The organism is Teichococcus globiformis (assembly GCF_042646265.1).
Classification (GTDB): domain Bacteria; phylum Pseudomonadota; class Alphaproteobacteria; order Acetobacterales; family Acetobacteraceae; genus Pseudoroseomonas; species Pseudoroseomonas globiformis.
Genome location: NZ_JBHRTN010000007.1, coordinates 1 through 18,897 on the forward strand (window position 1 = coordinate 1; position 18,897 = coordinate 18,897).

An 18,897-nucleotide genomic window follows, 5' to 3' on the forward strand; every position below is an offset into this window, starting at 1 on the left:
CACCCCGCCGGCTCCGCCGCCGCCCATGCCGGCGCCGCCGCCACCGACCCCAGCGCCAGCCGCTCAGCCGGCGCCACCCGCGCCGCAGGCTCCGCAGGCCACCACACCGACCCCGGCCGAACGCCCGCAGCCGCAACAGGCGCAACCACCTCTGCCGCAGCCGCCGCCCCCCACGCCGGCCCCGCCGCAGCCGGAGCGCACGCCGCAGCCTGCGCAGCCTGCCGCGCCACCGAACCCGCCGCGCGCGACGCCGACGCAGCCCTCGACGGCACCGCCTCCGCCGCGTCCCAGCCAGCAGGCAGGCACCGGCCGCACCGACCCGCCGCCCCGCACCGAGGAGCGTTCCTCCTCCGTGCTGTCGACATTGGAGCGGCTGCGGGCGTCGCAGCAGCAGAACGAGGCGCCGCGCGCCCGCCCGGCTCCGCAGGCCGGCCGCACCGCCGCCGGGGGCGGCACGCCCACCGGCAACGCCCTGCTGACCCAGGGCGAGATCCGCGGCGTCGCCGATCGCATCAGCGAGTGCTGGTCGGTGGATGCGGGCATGCTCAACCTCGACCAGATCACGGTGGAGCTGCGCGTGGAGATCGACAGCGGCGGCACCATCCGCAACGTCCGCCCGGCGAGCAGCGTTCCGTCGGATCCCCGTGCGCGCGCCGTATATGAAAGCGCGCGTCGTGCCCTGATGGACGTCAAATGCAGCCCGCTGCCCATTCCGCGCGAGAAGATTCCGTCGCTCGCCAACGCCACCTTCCGCTTCAACCCGAGGGGCCTCGTCCGATGAACCAGCCGAACCTGCTTCTCTCCCGCCGTCTCGCGCTCCTGGGCGGGGCGGGGCTGCTGGCAGCACCTTCCCTCGTGCGGGCCCAGGCGCCGTCGCCGGGCGGGCCGGCCGCCGGCGGGCAGACCATCGACATCACCCGGGCCCGCACCGATCCCATTCCGATCGCGCTGCCCGACCTGGCCGGCTCCACCCCGCAGGCGCAGCAGCTCGGCCGCAACATCACTCAGGTGATCACCAACAACCTGCGCAATTCCGGCCTGTTCCGTCCGGTGGACCGCGCTGCCTACATCCAGACGCCAGAAGCCGCCGCCGCGGCGCCGCGCTTCCAGGACTGGCGGGTGATCGGCGCACAGGCGCTGGTGACGGGGCGGGCCGAGCCGCAGGGCGACCGTTCGCGCATCGAGTTCCGCCTGTGGGAGGTATCCTCGGAGCAGCAGCTCCAGGGCACCGCCTACACCGCGAACGCCAACAACTGGCGGCAGATCGCCCATGTGATCTCGGACGTCATCTATGAGCGCATGCTGGGCGAGAAGGGCTATTTCGACACCCGCATCGTCTACATCGCCGAGACCGGGCCACGCGACCGCCGGACCCGGCGTCTCGCCATCATGGACCAGGATGGCGAGAACAACCGCTTCCTGACCGACGGCAACTTCCAGGCCCTGACGCCGCGCTTCCACCCGAATGCGCGGCAGATCGCCTTCATGTCGTACAACAACAACCAGCCGCGTGTTTACCTGTTCGACCTGAACAGCGGCCGCCAGGAAGTGCTGGGCAATTTCCAGGGCATGACCCTGTCACCCCGGTTCTCGCCGGATGGCCGATCGGTGGTGCTGTCCTCGGCCCGGGGTGGGGATGCCAACATCTACGTGGTGGACCTGGCGACGCGACGGGAGCGGCAGCTCACCTCGGGCGGCGGGCTCGATGTGTCTCCCTGCTATTCGCCGGACGGCACGCAGATCGTGTTCAACTCGGACCGAGGCGGCGACCAGCAAATCTATGTCATGGACGCGAACGGCGGCGGCGCGCGCCGCATTTCCTTTGGCAATGGCCGCTACGCCACGCCGGTCTGGTCGCCCCGCGGTGACCTGATCGCCTTTACCCGCATGGGTGGGGGCCGCTTCGGCATCGGTGTGATGCGCCCCGACGGGTCCGGCGAGCGAATCCTTTCGGAAGGCTGGTCCATGGAAGGGCCGAGCTTTGCGCCAAATGGCCGCGTCCTCACCTTCTACCGGGAGAATCCCGCCCGCGATTCGCGGGGCGGCGGCTATTCGGCACGGCTGTCGATGATCGACATCGCCGGGTTCAACGAGCGGCAGGTGATCACGCCCACCGATGCGACCGACCCGAATTGGTCGCCGCTGTTGTCCTCGTGAAGCAGCATCCGTCAGGCGAAGAATGATTTGCCTTGCGCAACCATGCGGAAGCCTTGCAGTTTCGGGAGGGCAACCATTCGGTGCGCGCTGGTTTAGCTGCCTTGAACCTGCCTCAATCAGAGCGTAACCGCTGCGGTAATTCGCCGTCTCACATAGGAATCGGACGATGAACACCAAGCTCCTCGGCGCACTTGCCGCCGCCGCACTTCTTACGGCCTGCGCCAGTGAGGACACCTCGGGTGCCGCCACCGGCGCCGGCGCCGCCGGCGGAACCGGCATGATGGGCGCCGGCGCGGTGCGCCCGGGCAGCCAGGAAGACCTCGTCGCCAATGTTGGCGACCGCGTCTTCTTCGCGCTGGACAGCTCCTCGGTCGGCGGCGACCAGCGCCCGACGCTGCAGCGCCAAGCGGCCTGGCTTGCCCAGTATCCGCAGGTGCAGGTGAGCGTGGAAGGCCATGCCGACGAGCGCGGTACGCGCGAATACAACCTGGCCCTGGGCCAGCGCCGCGCCAATGCGGCCCGCGACGTGCTGGTGGCCTCCGGCGTGTCGTCGCAGCGACTGTCCACCATCTCCTATGGCAAGGACCGCCCGGCCGCCCTCGGCTCTTCCGAGGATGCCTGGGCGCAGAATCGCCGCGCCGTCACCGTGGTCCGCTGAGGACCATCTGACGCATGGCCCGGCCCGCGCATTGACGCGTGGCGCCGGACGCATGAGAGAAGCGGCGGCACCTGGCGACGGGGCCGCCGTTTTGCATCTGCGGCCGCCTTTTTCCCGGCCCCTGACCGACAAGGACCTGCCCCATGCTCCGCAAGATCCTTCTCATGGCACCACTGCTGCCCCTGCTGGCCGCGCCTTCTGCCCTGGCGCAGATGGACAGCCGCGAGGGGATCGCGCTGCAGAACCAGATCCTGCAGTTGCGGCAGGAGGTCGAGGCGCTTCGCCGTGGCGGTGGCGGTGGCGGCGGCATGGGCGCACCGGTGCCCATGGGTCAGCCCCGCCCAGGCGTGTCCCCAGGCGGTGGCGAACTGACGGGGCAGCTCCTGGACCGGGTGAACAGCCTGGAAGAGCAGGTCCGCAGTCTCCGTGGCCAGTTGCAGGAGGCCGATTTCCGGATGCGCTCGACGCAGCAGGCGGTGGAGAAGCTGCAGGGCGACATGGACTACCGGCTGCAGCAGCTGGAAGGCGGCGGCCGGTCCGACACGCCACGGCCCCAACAGCGCAGCGAGGCCGAGGCGCCGCGCCAGCCGGCGGCCGCGCAGCCTCCGGCCAGCAATGCTCCCCGCACCGCTGAGCGCGCGCTGGCCGAAGGGCAGGCCGCACTGGGCCGGCGGGATTTCGCGGCCGCCGAAGCCGCGGCGCGGGAAGTGATCGCCGCCCGCAACACCGCCCGCGCGCAGGATGCGCAGATCCTGCTGGGCGACGCGCTGCTGGGCCGGCGCGACTTCCAGAATGCTGCCCTGGCCTATGATGACGCTTATCGCCGCAACCGCGGCACGGCCCGGGCGCCCGAAGCGCTGCTGGGCCTCGCCAGTTCCTTTCTGGGCTTCGGTGCCAAGACCGAGGCCTGCGCGACGCTGGCTGATCTGCGCAGCGAGTTCCCTCGCTTGTCGGGCAATCTAGCGACCCGTGCGACCGAGGCGAGGCAGCGAGGCGGCTGCCGCTGAGGGCTGACACCCCGCCCTCGGCGGAGGAGTTCGCCGACCTGATGGCGCCGCTGGGCCCGTTCGGCCCAGCGCCGCGCCTGGCAGTGGGGGTGTCTGGCGGCCCGCATTCAATGGCCCTGGCGCTGCTGGCACAGGGCTTCGCGCGGGCGAGGGGCGGTGACGCCGTTGCGCTCATCGCCGATCACGGCCTGCGCCCGGCCAGCGGCAGCGAAGCGCAGTGGACAGCGCGGACCCTCGCGTCGCAGGGTATAGAGGGTGTGATCCTGCCCCTGGGCCTGCCGCCAGGCCCAGCGATGCAGGAGCGTGCGCGAGAAGCCAGGCTGGCTGCCCTGCTGGCGGAGTGCGCAGGGTGCGGCAGGCCTTTCCTGTTGCTCGGGCATCACGCCATGGATCAGGCCGAGACGGTGCTGTTCCGCGCCTTGCGCGGCAGTGGCCCCGCTGGCCTGGCCGGCATGGCGGAATGGCGGGCGGCGCGGCAGGCCGTCATTCTTCGGCCATTGCTGCGGATGGCGCCGGCCCGGCTGGAGGCGTTGCTGCTCAGCCGAAAGCTTGCGCCGCTGCGTGACCCGTCCAATGACGACCAGCGCTTCACCCGGGTGACCCTTCGCAAAGCTTTGGCGGATCCTTCCGGCACGGGTGCCGGCGTCGCGGCCCTGGGCGACGCCGCCATGGCATTCGCCCGGCGGCGAGAAGCCATGCGCGGCACCGTCGCGGCACGCCTTGCGGCGGCTGTGACCTTGCGGCCGGAAGGATGGGCGCGTCTCGATCCCTCGGCGTTGGGCCTTGACGGCGTGGCCGAGGTCGCGCTGGCGGCGCTGCTGCGGCTGCTGGGCGGAGCGAGGCACGCACCCGCCTGCGGTGCCGTGCGCTCGCTGCTGGCGAGAGGGGGTGGCACGCTGCACGGGGTGCTGTGGCAGGACAACGTTCTGTGCCGCGAGCCTTCGGCCTGCGCGGCCCCGATTGCCGCCGTGCGGGGCGCGTTATGGGATGGACGCTGGCGGCTGGCGCAGAGCGCTCCGGATGAGGGACAAGAGGGTGGCCCGCTGTTCTGGGGCGCGGTGGGGGCCGGGGTGATCGCCATCCCACGCCGGCGCCGGCTCGGCTTGCCTGCACGGGTGGTGGCCGGTTTGCCGGCCCTTCTGAGGAACGGGACAATTCTGACGATTCCCGCCCTCGACGCCTCGTTGCAAGCGGAATTTGATCCCCAGGGAGGGCCACTGATCGGCTAAAGTGAACAGGTTGCAAGATGGGTGCGGCATCGAGGTTTCAGAACCGCGTGCGACACCCTATCTTGCCCTTTGGCACCCCGGCACTCTCTCCGCCGGGACGCTTACGGATGGGAACCCGACGGTGAACAATTTCGGCCGCAATCTGGCGCTCTGGGTGATTGTGGCGCTGCTTCTGGTAGCGCTGTTCAATCTTTTCCAGCCATCATCCTCCACCCGCCAGACCGGCCAGCAGGTTGCCTATAGCGACTTCCTGAACGAGGTGAACAGCGGCCGCGTCCGTGATGTCACCATCCAGGGCCGTACCCTGACCGGGCAACTTTCCGATGGCCGCAACTTCTCCACCTACACGCCGGAAGATCCCACCCTGGTCAGCAAGCTGACCGACAAGGGTGTGCGGGTCGTTGCCCGGCCGGAGGAAAGCGACGTCAATCCGCTGTTCCACTACCTGCTGTCCTGGTTCCCGATGCTGCTGCTGATCGGCGTCTGGATCTTCTTTATGCGCCAGATGCAGGGTGGCGGCGGTCGTGCCATGGGCTTCGGCAAGTCCCGCGCCCGGCTGCTGACCGAGAAGCAGGGACGCGTCACCTTCGAGGACGTGGCCGGCATCGACGAGGCCAAGGGCGAGCTGGAGGAGATCGTGGACTTCCTGCGCGACCCGCAGAAGTTCCAGCGCCTCGGCGGCAAGATCCCCAAGGGCTGCTTGCTGGTCGGCCCTCCGGGCACCGGCAAGACGCTGCTGGCCCGCGCCATCGCCGGCGAGGCCAACGTGCCGTTCTTCACCATCTCGGGCTCCGACTTCGTCGAGATGTTCGTGGGCGTCGGCGCCAGCCGCGTGCGCGACATGTTCGAGCAGGGCAAGAAGAACGCGCCGTGCATCATCTTCATCGACGAGATCGACGCGGTGGGCCGCCACCGCGGTGCCGGCCTCGGCGGCGGCAATGACGAGCGCGAGCAGACCCTCAACCAGATGCTGGTGGAGATGGACGGGTTCGAGGCGAATGAGGGTGTGATCCTGATCGCCGCGACGAACCGCCCGGACGTGCTGGACCCGGCGCTGCTCCGCCCCGGCCGCTTCGACCGCCAGGTTGTGGTGCCGAATCCCGACGTGTCGGGCCGCGAGAAGATCCTGCGCGTGCACATGCGCAAGGTGCCGCTGGCCTCCGACGTCGACCCGAAGACCATCGCGCGCGGCACGCCGGGCTTTTCCGGCGCCGATCTTGCCAACCTGGTCAACGAGGCGGCCCTGTTGGCCGCGCGCTCGGGCCGCCGCACCGTCGGCATGCACGAGTTCGAGATGGCCAAGGACAAGGTGCTGATGGGCGCCGAGCGCCGGTCGCTGGTGATGTCGGACGACGAGAAGAAGATGACGGCCTACCATGAGGCCGGTCACGCGCTGGTCGCGCTCCATGAGCCGGAATGCGATCCTGTCCACAAGGCCACCATCATTCCCCGCGGCCGAGCCCTGGGCCTGGTCATGTCCTTGCCGGCCGGTGACCGCTACAGCAAGCACAAGAGCAAGCTGAAGGCGGAGTTGGCCATGGCCATGGGTGGCCGCGTCGCCGAGGAGCTGATCTTCGGCGCCGACAAGGTCTCCAACGGGGCCTCGGGCGACATCAAGATGGCGACCGACCAGGCCCGTCGCATGGTCACCGAGTGGGGCATGAGCGAGAAGCTCGGCATGATTGCCTATGGCGAGAACAGCCAGGAGCTGTTCCTCGGTCATTCGGTGCAGCAGAACAAGGGTGTCTCGGAGGCGACGGCGCGGGAGATCGATAGCGAGATCCGCTCCATCATCGATGATGCCTATGCCAGCGCCAAGCACACGCTGCAGACCCATATCGATGAGCTGCACGCCCTGGCCAAAGGCCTGCTGGAACATGAGACCCTGTCGGGTGACGAGATCCGCTCCGTCATCAAGGGCGACCCGGTGGTACGTGACCGGCCGGATGAGCCGGTGCCCTCTGGCCGGGGCAGTGTGCCGAGCTCCGGCCGTCCGACCCGCCCTGGCGGAGGCTACGGCAACCCGGCGCCGCAGCCCGGCACCTGAACCCGAAGGCGTTTCCGTTCCTCACGGGAATGCGATAATGAAGGGGCCCCGGAAACGGGGCCCTTTCTGTTTCGGGGACGCCTCTTGCCATGACTTCCGAGCGCTGGATCGAGCCGGTGGGCCTGTTGCACGGGCCGGTGGCCTTCCAGGCCGTGCGCGACGGCCACGCCCTTCCGCTGGCAGGCGGACCCTCGGCCTTCACCCTGGTGCGGCTGATCTGCGATGGCGAGGATCTGGGCCTGCATCCCCCGCGCGAACTGGGGGATGAGTGGGAAGCGCTGCTCAGCGCCGCCACGCGCCGGCCACTGCCTTTGGCCGGGCTGCCCGTTGACCGGCCGCTGGTGATGGGCATCCTCAACGTCACCCCCGACAGCTTTTCGGATGGCGGGCAGCGGATGGAGGCCGGCGCCGCCATCGCCGCCGGACATGCCATGCTGGATCAGGGCGCCGACATCCTCGATATCGGCGGCGAGAGCACCCGGCCAGGCGCCGCGCCACTGAGCGCCGAAGAGGAGATGGCCCGCATCCTCCCGGTGGTGCGGGAACTGTCCAAGGCGGCGGTGGTCAGCGTGGATACTCGCCATCCCGCCACCATGCAGGCAGCGCTGGAGGCGGGCGCGGAGATCATCAATGACATTTCCGCCCTGCGGCAGGACCCCCGTTCCGCCCGGCTGGTGAAGGAAAGCCGGGCGCCGGTGGTGCTGATGCACATGCCCGCCCTTGACCTGAAGGCCATGCATGCGGCCACTCGTTATGACGATGTGGTGCTGGACGTGGCCCGATTTCTGCGCCAGCGCGTTGAGACGGCGGAGGCGCTCGGCATCCAGCGCGGTCGGATCGTGGTGGATCCGGGGCTCGGCTTCGGCAAAACGGTGGAGCAGAATCTGCGGCTGATGAACCGGCTGCCTTTGCTGGCGGGCATTGGCTGCCGGGTCCTGGTGGGTGCGTCGCGCAAGCGGTTCGTCGGCACGATCAGCGGCGTGGAGCAGGCGGAGCGCCGCCTTGCCGGCAGCCTGGCGGTGGCACTGGCCGGTGCGTCGCTGGGCGCCTCCATCCTGCGCGTGCACGATGTTGCAGAAACCGTGCAGGCGCTGCGCCTGTGGCAAGCCTGCGCCAAGGGACGGGCGGAGGAAGGTTGAGGCGCCCGGAAGCGCTTGATCCGGTCCGAACCCGTGCCACGCCTGCGGCGTAAGCGCTGATTTCGTCCGAGCCGGGCTTTGCGCTAAAGCGCTTCCTGGAACCGCATCAAAGGGGAGAAGCCCGCATGTCTCACGCGGAGCGCCGGTTGTTCGGCACGGACGGCATCCGGGGCGTGGCCAATCGTGCGCCCATGGACGCCTCAACGGCGCTCAGACTGGGGCAGGCGGCGGGACGCTTCTTCAATCGCGGCAGCCACCGCCACCGCGTGGTGATCGGCAAGGATACGCGGCTCTCGGGCTACATGCTGGAGCCCGCGCTGACCGCGGGCTTCGTCGGCGCGGGCATGGACGTGGTGCTGGTCGGCCCTTTGCCGACGCCGGCGATCGCCATGTTGACCCGCTCCCTGCGGGCCGATCTGGGCGTGATGATCTCGGCCAGCCACAACCCGTTCGAGGATAACGGCATCAAGCTGTTCGGCCCGGACGGGCTGAAGCTGTCCGATGGCGAGGAGGCCGAGATCGAGGCGTTGATGGCGGGGGACCTGTCCTCCGGCCTGGTGGCACCGTCCCGGCTGGGACGCGCGTCGCGGCTGGAAGATGCGCCGGGCCGCTACATCGAGGCGGTGAAGGCGACCTTCCCGAAAGGCCTCAGCCTCGCTGGCAAGCGCATCGTGATCGATTGCGCGCATGGCGCTGCCTACAAGGTCGCGCCGACCGTGCTGTGGGAGCTCGGTGCGGAGGTGGTGCCGGTGGGCGTTGCGCCGGACGGTTTCAACATCAATCGCGAATGCGGCTCCACCGCGCCTTCGCGCATGGCCGAGCTGGTGCGGGAACGCCGGGCGGATCTGGGTATCGCACTGGATGGCGATGCCGACCGGCTGGTGCTGGCCGACGAGAACGGCCAGATCCTGGATGGCGACCAGATCCTCGCCACCGTGGCGCGCTCCTGGAAAGGGCAGGGGCGTCTGCGCGGAGATGCGGTGGTGGCCACGGTGATGTCCAATCTCGGTCTGGAGCGGTTCCTGAAGGGGATCGGCCTGGGCCTGCTGCGCACCAAGGTGGGCGACCGCTACGTTTCCGAGCGCATGCGCGAAGCCGGCTGCAACCTGGGCGGTGAGCAATCGGGCCACATGATCCTGAGCGATTTCGGCACTACCGGTGATGGCCTAGCTGCCGCGCTTCAGGTGTTGGCCGTGCTGGTGGAGGAGGGACATCCTGCAAGCGCGGTGTGCCGGCCTTTCCAGCCGCTGCCGCAACGCCTGGTGAACGTACGCTATGCCGGCGCCAGCCCGTTGCAGGACGAGGCCATCATCGACGCCATCGCGGCGGCCGAATCCGGCCTCGGCGCACGCGGGCGCGTGCTGATCCGGGCCAGCGGCACTGAGCCGGTGATCCGCGTCATGGCCGAGGCCGAGGAAGAGGCCCTGGTCGAGCGCACTGTGCAGGAACTGGCGGGGCTGATCCGCGCCCGAGCCGCCGCGGGGCCCGCCCGGGCCAAGGTCGAGGCCGGCTGATGCGCGGGCGCGTCCTGATCATCGCCGGCTCGGATTCAGGTGGTGGTGCCGGCATCCAGGCCGACATCAAGGCGACAACAGCCCTTGGCGCCTATGGTGCGACCGCCATCACCGCGTTGACGGCGCAGGATACGCTGGGCGTCCACGGCGTCCATGCCGTGCCGCTGGACTTCATCCGCCACCAGATCCGCCTGACCTTGGCCGATATCGGCGCTGATGCCATCAAGACCGGAATGCTGGCCGATGCGGCGACGATCGGTGCCGTGTGCGACGAACTGGAGGCACATCCGCGCCTGCCGCTGGTGGCGGACCCGGTGATGGTGGCCAAAGGCGGCCACCCGCTGCTGGGCGAGGATGCGGTAGGCACGCTGAAGCGGCGCCTGCTGCCGCTGGCCACGGTGATCACCCCGAACATCCCGGAGGCCGAGGTGCTGTCCGGCCAGGTCATCGACGGGGTGGACACGATGCGCGCGGCGGCGTCCGTCATTCTGGCACTCGGCGTGCCGGCGGTGCTGCTGAAGGGCGGGCATCTGGAAAGCGACACCGTCACCGACCTGCTGGCAACGCGCGAGGGCGAGGCCTTGTTCGAGGCACCGCGCATTGCCAGTCGGCATACCCATGGCACGGGCTGCACGCTGGCTTCCGCCGTGGCGGCCGGCCTGGCGCAGGGTCTGGGATTGCGGGAGGCGGTGGAGCGCGCCCGCGCCTATGTTCGGGAAGCGATCCGCACCGCGCCCGGATTTGGACGGGGGCACGGGCCGCTGAACCACGCCGTGACCTTGGACCCGGCGCGTCTCGCAACCCTGTCATGACGCGTCGCGGCCGGATGCGTGCTTCGCAACCGGCCGCTGCGGGCGCAGGCTGAGCCTCCACCGAACTGTTCGAGGCTCCGATGGTCCGCCGCGTGCCCTTCTTCCATGTCGATGCCTTCACCTCGGACCTGTTCGCGGGCAATCCGGCGGTGGTGGTGCCGCTGGAGGCCTGGATGCCCGAGGCGCGCATGCGGCAGATGGCCGCCGAGCACAATGTCAGCGAAACCGCCTTCCTGGTGCCCGAAGGCCCGGGGCAGTGGCACCTGCGCTGGTTCACCCCGACCACCGAGGTGGCCATCTGCGGCCATGCCACGCTGGCGGCCGCTTTTGTTCTGGCGACCGAGCAGGGGGAGCCGGGGCCGTTCCGTTTCCGCACCTTGTCCGGCATGCTGGGCGTGGCCCGGGAAGGGGAGCGCTTCGTGCTCGACTTTCCAGCCAATCCGCCACGCCGGCTCGGCGGCTCACAGCCCGGGCTGGCGGCCGCACTGGGCGCGGTTCCGCGTGAAGTGTGGAAGGCACGGGATTGGATCTGCGTCTTCGACAGCCCGGAAACCGTGCGGGCCTTGTTCCCCGACCATGGCCGCATCGCAGCGTTGGCCGGCGCGGAAACCCCGGCGGGACCGGCCCGGGTGATCGCCACGGCCCGCGGCGATGACGGGATGCATGACATCGTTTCGCGCTACTTCGCCGCCGTTGTCGGCATTCCCGAGGACCCGGTGACGGGTGCCGCGCACCTGCAGTTGCTGCCGCTCTGGGCGGAGAAGCTGGGGCGCAACACCCTGGTCTGCCATCAGGCCAGCGTGCGGGGCGGCACGCTGTGGTGCACCCTCGCCGGCGACCGGGTGCAAATCGGCGGGCACGCCGTGCTTTACGCGCGTGGCGAGGCGCTGCTGTCCGACCAGGCTTGATCCCTCGCCCGGCGCGGCGCAAACCCCACTCCGATCGACCACCGAGCGAGTGAATCCATGGCCCGACCCCACCCCCGCCCCGAGCGGCGCCCGGCCAATCCCTGCTTCTCTTCCGGCCCGTGCGCCAAGCGCCCTGGCTGGTCGCTGGCGGGACTGGAAGCGGCGCTGCTGGGCCGTAGCCATCGCGCTGCTCCGGCAAAGGCACGCCTGGCCGAGGTGATCGAGCGCTCCAAATCCGTCCTCCGCATGCCTCCGGATTGGCGGCTCGGCATCGTGCCGGCCTCCGACACCGGCGCCGTGGAGATGGCGCTGTGGTCGCTGCTGGGCCCGCGCGGGGTCGATGTGCTGGCCTGGGAAAGCTTCTCCGGCGAATGGGCCACTGACATCACGGCGCAGCTTCGCCTGCCCGACGTGCGTCTGTTGCAAGCACCCTATGGCCAGCTCCCGGATCTGTCGCAGGCCGATCCGGCGCGCGACCTCGTTTTCGTCTGGAACGGCACCACCAGCGGCGTGCGCTTGCCGGACGCAGGCTGGATCGCGGCGGACCGGGAAGGGCTGGCGATCTGCGACGCCACTTCTGCAGCCTTTGCCATGGATCTCGACTGGGCCAAGCTCGATGTTGTGACCTGGTCCTGGCAGAAGGTGCTGGGGGGCGAAGCGGCGCATGGCATGCTGGCGCTGTCGCCGCGTGCCGTGGCCCGGCTGGAAGGCCATACTCCTTCCTGGCCGCTGCCCAAGATCTTCCGCCTGACAAAGGGCGGCAAGCTGATCGAAGGGATCTTTGCCGGTGACACCATCAACACCCCCTCCATGCTCTGCGTCGAGGACGCGCTGGACGGGCTTCGCTGGGCCGAGGGCATGGGCGGGCTGCCGGCACTGATCGGCCGCTCGGAAGCCAATCTCGCCGTCGTGGCGGATTGGGTGGCGGGACAGGATCGTTTCGCCTTCCTGGCCGAGGATGCGGCCGCGCGCTCCTGCACCTCGATCTGCCTCAAGGTGGTGGCGCCCTGGTTCACCGTCCTGGCGCCGGAAAAGCAGGCGGAAGCAGGCCGAACTCTGGCGCAGGCGCTGGAGCGCGAAGGAGTGGCGCTGGATGCGGCGCCCTACCGTGATGCGCCACCAGGACTTCGCCTTTGGGGCGGCGCCACGGTGGAGGCGGAAGACCTCCGGGCGCTGCTGCCCTGGATCGACTGGGCCATGGACGTGGTCGAGGCGAACTTCGCCCTGAACTGACGGACGCTCGCGGCCAGCGGCCAGCGGCCAGCGGCCAGCGGCAGGCGGCAGGCGGCAGGCGGCAGGCGGCAAGACTTGGGCTGGCGTCCCATTCCGCATCCTGAAGGCTGTTTCGCGGGCTGAATTTTTCCTTGTCGGCTTCTGGCCGCGTGGCGATCATTGCTGCAAGGCGGCGGTGAGCGCCGCCGCAAGGGGGAAGGTCCGACACATGCCTCATGCCAAGCGCCGCCACTTCCTGGCAGGGGGCGCCGCCTTGCTGGCGCCCCTCGCTCTTCCCGCCCGCCACACCCGTGCGCAGTCGCAAGCGCCCATCCGCATCGGCGTGCTGGCGGATTTCTCCGGCCCTTATCGCGATACATCCGGACCCACGGCGCTGGCCTGCGCGGCGCAGGCGGCGCGGGATCTCGACCTTTCCGCCCGCGGCATCGCGGTGGAGATGTTGCAGGGCGACCACCAGAACAAGCCCGATGTCGCCCTGGCCATGGCACGGCAATGGATTGACCAGGGCGGCGTCGACATGATCTGCGAGGTCAACAACTCGGCCATCGCCTTCGCCATCGCGGGGCTGGTCCAGGAGAAGAACAAGGTGCAGGTGAACACCGGCGCCCTGTCTGCCGCGCTGACCGGCGAGCGCTGCTCGGCCAACACCGTGCACTGGACGGCCGATACCTGGATGCTGGCCAACACGGTGGGCCGGGCCACTGTGCGCAATGGCGGCGATAGCTGGTTCTTGATCGTCGCCGACTATGCCTTCGGCCATCAGATGGAGCGCGACCTGCGCCGCTTCGTCGAGAATAGCGGTGGGCAGGTAACTGGCTCGGCGCGCTTCCCCTTCCCCGGCACCACCGACTTCGCCTCCTACCTGGTGCAGGCGCAGCGCAGCCGCGCCAAGGTGGTCGGCCTGCTGATGGCCGGCACGGACATGGTGAACTGCATCAAGCAGGCGCGGGAATTCGGCGTCACCCAGCGCGGCACCCGGCTTGCCGGCACGCCCATGTTCGTCACCGACATTCATTCGCTGGGTCTGGAAACGGCGCAGGGATTGCTGCTTTCCGAAGCCTTCTACTGGGATCTGAACGATCGCACCCGCCGCTTTACCGAGCGGGTGAAGCCGCATGTCGGCGGCAACTGGCCCAACCAGGAACATGCCGGCACCTATTCCGGCGTGCTGCACTACCTGAAGGCCGTCAGCGACATGGGTGTGGCTGCCGCGCGCGCCAGCGGCGCCGATCTGGTCAATCGCATGAAGGCCATGCCGACCGATGACGATTGCTTCGGCCCCGGCACGCTGCGGCAAGATGGGCGTAAGCTGCATCCCTCCTACCTGTTCGAGGTCAAAGCACCGGGGGAGAGCCGCGGGCCGTGGGATTACTACAAGCTACAGGGCACGGTCTCAGCGGAGGAGGCGTTCAGGCCGCTGAGCGAGGGAGGGTGCCCCCTGGTCAAGCGCTGAGCTTCAGACCCGCGTTCCGATGGACCCCGCCCTGGCCGCTGCGGCGTGGCGGGAAAGGCCAGCCTGTCGTATCACCCCGCCCGCAACGGGCGGAGCGGGGAATGACGATCGGCATCGAGATGGGCGTGACCAATTCTGGGCAGGCGGCAACGCTGGATCTGGAGGAATTGCTGGCCACACGCCTTCTGGTGCAAGGCAACTCAGGCTCGGGCAAATCGCATCTGCTGCGCCGGCTGATGGAGCAATCCGCCCCCTGGGTGCAGCAGGCCGTGATTGATCCGGAAGGCGATTTCGTCACTCTGGCGGACCGCTTCGGCCATCTTGTCATCGATGCCGCCGAGCACAACGAGGCCGCGCTGCAGCGGGCCGCGGACCGGGTGCGGGCCCACCGCGTCTCTGTGGTGCTGAACCTGGAGGGGCTCGACGCCGATGGGCAGATGCGCCACGCCGCCGCCTTTCTCGGCGGGCTGTTCGACGCCGATCGCGACCATTGGTCGCCCATGCTGGTCGTAGTGGACGAGGCACAGCTCTTCGCCCCTGCCGCCGCCGGCGAAGTGTCGGACGAGGCCCGGCGCGCCTCGCTCGGCGCCATGGCGAACCTGATGTCGCGCGGACGCAAGCGCGGGCTGGCCGGCATCATCGCCACCCAGCGCCTGGCCAAGCTGGCCAAGAACGTGGCTGCCGAGGCCAGCAATTTCCTGATGGGCCGCACCTTTCTCGACATCGACATGGCACGGGCGGCCGATCTGCTCGGCATGGAGCGGCGCCAGGCCGAGATGTTCCGCGACCTGCCGCGCGGTGCCTTTGTGGCGCTTGGCCCGGCACTCTCCCGCCGGCCGCTGCCGATCCGGATCGGCACCGTGGAGACGGAGAGCCGCGGAACCAATCCCTGGCTGATCCCGCTGCCGCAGACCCCGGCCGAGGATGCCGCGGCCCTGGTGCTCGCGGCCGCCGCTGCGCCCGACCCGCTGCCGCGCGCGCCGCGCCGTGCCCCTGCGCCGCCGCCGCCCGACATCCTGGCGCAGCTGGCCCAGGCTCGCCCAGCCGTGGCCACGCCGCGCGCCGAGGAGGCGCCAAGCGCGGAGGAACTGGCTGAGCGCAAGCAGCGCATGGGCGACATCCTGCGGCAGATCCTGGCCGAGCCGGAAGCCTCCTTCCGCAACGTTTCCGTGCTGTACCAGGATTTCCTGGTGCGGCTGCGCATCCACGCCATCGGCGGCAAGCCGCCGGAGATCCCCGCCTTTCGGCGGATGCTGGCCGTGGCTCGCGCCGGCGTCGGCGAGGAAGCCGCTGCCGGCGAGGCGTGGCGGGAGGCGGAAGCGCGCGCCAACGCGCTGCCGGAGGATACCCAGGGAGTCTTCCTGTTGCTGGCCCGCACCGCGCTCGACCGGTTGCCTTGCCCGTCCGACGCCACCATCGCCGAGGCCTATGGTACGCGTTCCGCAGGCCGTGCGCGGCGGCTGTTGAGCTGGCTGGAGGAGCAGGGCGCCATCGTGCAGCGCCCGGATGCCTCCGGACGGCGCATCGTGGCGCTGGTCGGACTGGGTTGGGAAACGGCACCGGGTGAGGCAGCGGGATAGGGTGTCCGCCTACGCCAGCGCCGACAGCACCGCATGCGCCGCGCGTACCCGCTCCGCATTGGGCAGGTTCCGGTTCGCCAGCATGGCCAGTCCGGTGCCGTGCTCCGGCAGCAGCGCCACATAGGCGCCGAAGCCGTTGGTGGAGCCGGTCTTGTTCAGCAGCGTTCCTCGGCCGTTCTGCGGCACTGGCGTTTCCACCCTGTGGGGCTGCAAAGCCATTGCGGGGCTGTTGCCTTCCAGAAGCCGCTCCAGCGGCGCGGGCCAGGAGTATCGCTCCCAGCCCAATGCCTGCACCAGGGCGCCAGACCGGTAGCGCGGCTCGTGGGTAATGGCGATGGCATGTCGCAGAGCGGAGGGCAATCCGTCCGGATGCAGCTGCGCCTGCAGGAAGCGCAGCATGTCGGCGGCGGTCGATTTCACGCCATAGGCCTCTGCGTCCAGCGGCCCGGCCGCGACACGGATCGGATCGCCGTTGCGCCCGTGCCCCCAGGCGTAGCGCGGCATGGCCGCCCGCGGCACATGGATGTAGGTATCGCGGAGCCCCAGGGCAGGAAACAGCTCCCGCTCCGCCAGCTCGGCATAGGCACCCCCCATGGCCCGCGCCGCGACATGGCCGAACAAGCCGATGCTGGGATTGGAGTAGCGGCGCTGCGTTCCCGGCAGCGCCTCCGGCCGCCAGGCTGAAAAAAAGCGCAGGATGGCCGCCTCGCCCTGCAAACCATCCGGAAATTGCAGCGGCAGCCCGCCCGCCGTGTAGGTGCCGAGCTGCAGCAGGGTCGCCGCGTCGATCGGTGTGCCGCGCAGGTCTGGCAGGTGCTGCCCGGGGTGGTCACCGGGCGCGATCCGGCCGAGTGCCTCGGCCAATCCGCCGAGGGTAGCCGTGAAGATTTTGCTGATGGAGCCCAGCTCGAACAACGTGCTGTCCGTGACCTTGTCGCCGCCGGCCGCCGAGGTTGTGCCATAGCTGAACAGATGAGCATCGCCACGGTGCAGCACGGCGATGCTCATGCCTGGCACCGCGTGCGCGGCCAGCAGGGGCTCGAAGTGACGACCCACCACCGCCGAAAGCGGCTCCGCCGACCGTGCCGCCGCAGGCATGAGCCCCGCCGCCACCATCCCAACCATCCATTCCCGCCTGCCCAGCACGCCGTGTCCTCCGTCCGCAACCCGGCGGACACTGCCGAAGCCGAGCACCCTGGACAAACGGGCAATCCTTGGGTGAAGGCTTAGGAAATCTTATCCGTTCCGGATCCGACAGTGCATCTTCCGCTGAATGCGCTCCGCGCCTTTGAAGCCGCCGCGCGGCATCTCAGCTTCACCCGCGCTGGGCTGGAGCTGCGCGTCACCCAGGCTGCGATCAGCCATCAGGTGAAAGCGCTGGAGGAAACCTTGGGTGTGGCGCTGTTCCGGCGGTTGCCGCGTGGCCTGGCTCTGACCGCGGAGGCCGAAGCGCTGCTGCCGGTGCTGACCGAATCCTTTCGCCGCATCGGCGCCACGCTGGATCGCTTCGAGGGCGGGCGGATGCGGGAAGTGCTGACGCTGGGAGCCGTCGGCACCTTTGTCACTGGGTGGCTGCTGCCGCGCCTTCCCGCCTTCCGGGCAGCGCATCCCTTTGTCGATCTTCGGCTGATGACCAACAACAACCGCGTCGACCCTGCCGGGGAAGGGCTGGATCTTGCCATCCGCTTCGGCGACGGCGCATGGCACGGAACCGAGGCATATCCGCTGTTCGCCGCACCGTTGTCGCCGCTCTGCGCGCCGGACATCGCGGCGCGGTTGCACGAGCCGGCGGATCTGGAACGCGAGGTGCTGCTGCGCTCCTACCGTCAGGATGAGTGGCCGCGCTGGTGCGAGGCTGCCGGGATGGCAGCCCCTGCCGTGCGCGGCTTCGTGTTCGATTCGTCGCTGACCATGGCAGAGGCGGCGATGCAGGGCGTGGGTGTCGCCCTGCTGCCGGTCCGCATGTTCGCGCTCGCCCTCGGTGAGGGAAGGCTTGTCCGTCCCTTCGAGACGGAGGTCGCCCTCGGTGCCTACTGGCTGACACGGCTGAGGTCCCGTGCCGAAACGGCGGCCATGACGGCCTTCCGCGACTGGCTGGTTACTGCTTCTCGATCTTCGCGTCCGTGACGACCTTCTGCCACTTCACCAGTTCCTCGCGGACGAAGCCCTGCGCCGCGTCGGGCCTGCTGCCAACCGGCGTCGCGCCGAGGGCGGCGAAGCGTTCCTTGACGCTGTCCACCTGCAACTGCGCTGCGGCATCGGTCGCGATCTTGTTGACCACGGGCTGTGGCAGCCCGGCCGGCCCGATGATGGCACCCCAGGTCGAGGCCTCGAAGCCGGGCAGACCGCTTTCCGCCACAGTGGGCAGGTCGGGCAGCACGGAGATGCGTTCGGCGGCAGTGGTGGCGATGGCGTTCAGCTTTCCCGTCTGCACATGGCCGAGCACCGCCGGCAGCGTGTCGAACATCACGTCCACGCGCCGGCCGATCAGGTCGGGATGGGCCGCGGTGGAGCCGCGATAGGGCACATTGACCATGGGCGCGCCGACCTGGTGGGCGAACATCTCGGCGGCCAGATGCACGGCGCCGCCGGTGTTGGCGAAGGTGATCTCGCCGGGTCGCGACTTCACCAGCGCCATCAGCTCCTTCACCGTCTTGGCCGGGAAATCCGGCGCCGTGACCAGCACCAGCGGCACCGAATAGATCTGGGTGATGACGGTGAAGTCCTTCAGCGTGTCGAACGGCGTGGTGTAGAGCGCCGCGTTGACCGCATGGTTCACCGACACGAAGCCGAGCGTCGCGCCATCGGGCTGCGCCTTCGCCACGGCGTCGCTGCCGACGATGCCGTTGGCGCCGGTGCGGTTCTCCACCACCACCGACTGCTTCCAGGTTGCCGTGAGCTTCTCAGCCAGCAGGCGGGCAGCGATGTCCGAGGCGCCACCGGGCGTGTAGGGCACGATGATCCGCACCGTCTGGTTCGGCCAGTTGGACTGCCCGGCGGCGCCGCGGCCGGCCAGGACGGCGGGAATGGCCAGTGTCGCGGCCAAGGCCGCGCGGCGTGTAATGGTCATGGTTCGACCTTTGCTTGGACGTCGGTTGAGGCGTAAGCGCCGGGACGGCGCTTCACGCGAACAGGCGGCACGCCACGGGCGACGAGGGGC

Annotated in this window: 16 protein-coding genes; 14 read left to right on the forward strand and 2 right to left on the reverse strand. The window is 69.5% G+C overall.

What is annotated here, in order from left to right; translation table 11 throughout:
• The 13 genes from ACFOD4_RS05225 to ACFOD4_RS05285 all read left to right on the forward strand — a co-directional run.
• Positions 1-781, forward strand: a 781-nt coding sequence (locus tag ACFOD4_RS05225) for a hypothetical protein (RefSeq protein ID WP_379594883.1), incomplete at its 5' end; no start/stop codon positions are given.
• Positions 778-2,157, forward strand: a complete 1,380-nt coding sequence (tolB, locus tag ACFOD4_RS05230; RefSeq protein ID WP_379594884.1) for a Tol-Pal system beta propeller repeat protein TolB — start codon at positions 778-780, stop codon at positions 2,155-2,157. The genes ACFOD4_RS05225 and tolB, both read left to right, overlap by 4 nt.
• A gap of 166 nt (positions 2,158-2,323) precedes the next feature.
• A complete protein-coding gene (gene pal, locus ACFOD4_RS05235) occupies positions 2,324-2,815 on the forward strand; it encodes a peptidoglycan-associated lipoprotein Pal (RefSeq protein WP_379594885.1) in 492 nt (163 codons plus the stop codon).
• A 143-nt stretch (positions 2,816-2,958) separates the two neighbouring features.
• The gene (locus ACFOD4_RS05240; protein ID WP_379594886.1) at positions 2,959-3,822 is read left to right on the forward strand and encodes a tetratricopeptide repeat protein; all 864 of its coding nucleotides are present in this window, start codon (positions 2,959-2,961) and stop codon (positions 3,820-3,822) included.
• A gap of 41 nt (positions 3,823-3,863) precedes the next feature.
• On the forward strand, positions 3,864-5,051 hold the full coding sequence (tilS, locus tag ACFOD4_RS05245) for a tRNA lysidine(34) synthetase TilS (RefSeq protein ID WP_379594887.1): 1,188 nt from the start codon (positions 3,864-3,866) through the stop codon (positions 5,049-5,051).
• Between the two features lie 121 nt (positions 5,052-5,172).
• The gene (gene ftsH / locus ACFOD4_RS05250) at positions 5,173-7,098 is read left to right on the forward strand and encodes an ATP-dependent zinc metalloprotease FtsH (protein ID WP_379594888.1); all 1,926 of its coding nucleotides are present in this window, start codon (positions 5,173-5,175) and stop codon (positions 7,096-7,098) included.
• Positions 7,099-7,187: 89 nt separating this feature from the next.
• Complete coding sequence (gene folP, locus ACFOD4_RS05255; protein WP_379594889.1) at positions 7,188-8,237, forward strand: dihydropteroate synthase; 1,050 nt, start codon at positions 7,188-7,190, stop codon at positions 8,235-8,237.
• A 125-nt stretch (positions 8,238-8,362) separates the two neighbouring features.
• Positions 8,363-9,751, forward strand: coding sequence for a phosphoglucosamine mutase (gene glmM / locus ACFOD4_RS05260; RefSeq protein WP_379594890.1), 1,389 nt, complete (start codon positions 8,363-8,365; stop codon positions 9,749-9,751).
• Positions 9,751-10,563 carry a bifunctional hydroxymethylpyrimidine kinase/phosphomethylpyrimidine kinase gene (thiD, locus tag ACFOD4_RS05265; RefSeq protein ID WP_379594891.1) on the forward strand — a complete coding sequence of 271 codons (813 nt, stop codon included), beginning with the start codon at positions 9,751-9,753 and terminating at the stop codon, positions 10,561-10,563. Before glmM ends, thiD begins: the two co-directional genes overlap by 1 nt.
• Positions 10,564-10,643: 80 nt before the next feature.
• A complete protein-coding gene (locus ACFOD4_RS05270) occupies positions 10,644-11,471 on the forward strand; it encodes a PhzF family phenazine biosynthesis protein (RefSeq protein WP_379594892.1) in 828 nt (275 codons plus the stop codon).
• A gap of 57 nt (positions 11,472-11,528) precedes the next feature.
• The gene (locus tag ACFOD4_RS05275; RefSeq protein WP_379594893.1) at positions 11,529-12,704 is read left to right on the forward strand and encodes a phosphoserine transaminase; all 1,176 of its coding nucleotides are present in this window, start codon (positions 11,529-11,531) and stop codon (positions 12,702-12,704) included.
• A 208-nt stretch (positions 12,705-12,912) separates the two neighbouring features.
• Positions 12,913-14,157: an ABC transporter substrate-binding protein gene (locus ACFOD4_RS05280; RefSeq protein ID WP_379594894.1), complete on the forward strand. Its 1,245-nt coding sequence runs from the start codon at positions 12,913-12,915 to the stop codon at positions 14,155-14,157.
• A gap of 101 nt (positions 14,158-14,258) precedes the next feature.
• Positions 14,259-15,737 carry a helicase HerA domain-containing protein gene (locus ACFOD4_RS05285; protein ID WP_379594895.1) on the forward strand — a complete coding sequence of 493 codons (1,479 nt, stop codon included), beginning with the start codon at positions 14,259-14,261 and terminating at the stop codon, positions 15,735-15,737.
• 9 nt (positions 15,738-15,746) lie between these two features.
• Here ACFOD4_RS05285 and ampC read toward each other — a convergent pair whose 3' ends face one another.
• On the reverse strand, positions 15,747-16,931 hold the full coding sequence (ampC, locus tag ACFOD4_RS05290; RefSeq protein WP_379595258.1) for a class C beta-lactamase: 1,185 nt from the start codon (positions 16,929-16,931) through the stop codon (positions 15,747-15,749).
• Between the two features lie 63 nt (positions 16,932-16,994).
• Here ampC and ACFOD4_RS05295 point away from each other — a divergent pair, with 63 nt between their 5' ends.
• Positions 16,995-17,864, forward strand: a complete 870-nt coding sequence (locus ACFOD4_RS05295; protein ID WP_379594896.1) for a LysR substrate-binding domain-containing protein — start codon at positions 16,995-16,997, stop codon at positions 17,862-17,864.
• Here the strand turns inward: ACFOD4_RS05295 and ACFOD4_RS05300 are convergent.
• Positions 17,836-18,807, reverse strand: coding sequence for a tripartite tricarboxylate transporter substrate binding protein (locus tag ACFOD4_RS05300; protein ID WP_379594897.1), 972 nt, complete (start codon positions 18,805-18,807; stop codon positions 17,836-17,838). The two genes, ACFOD4_RS05295 and ACFOD4_RS05300, sit on opposite strands and share 29 nt — an antisense overlap.
• Between the last annotated feature and the right edge of the window lie 90 nt (positions 18,808-18,897).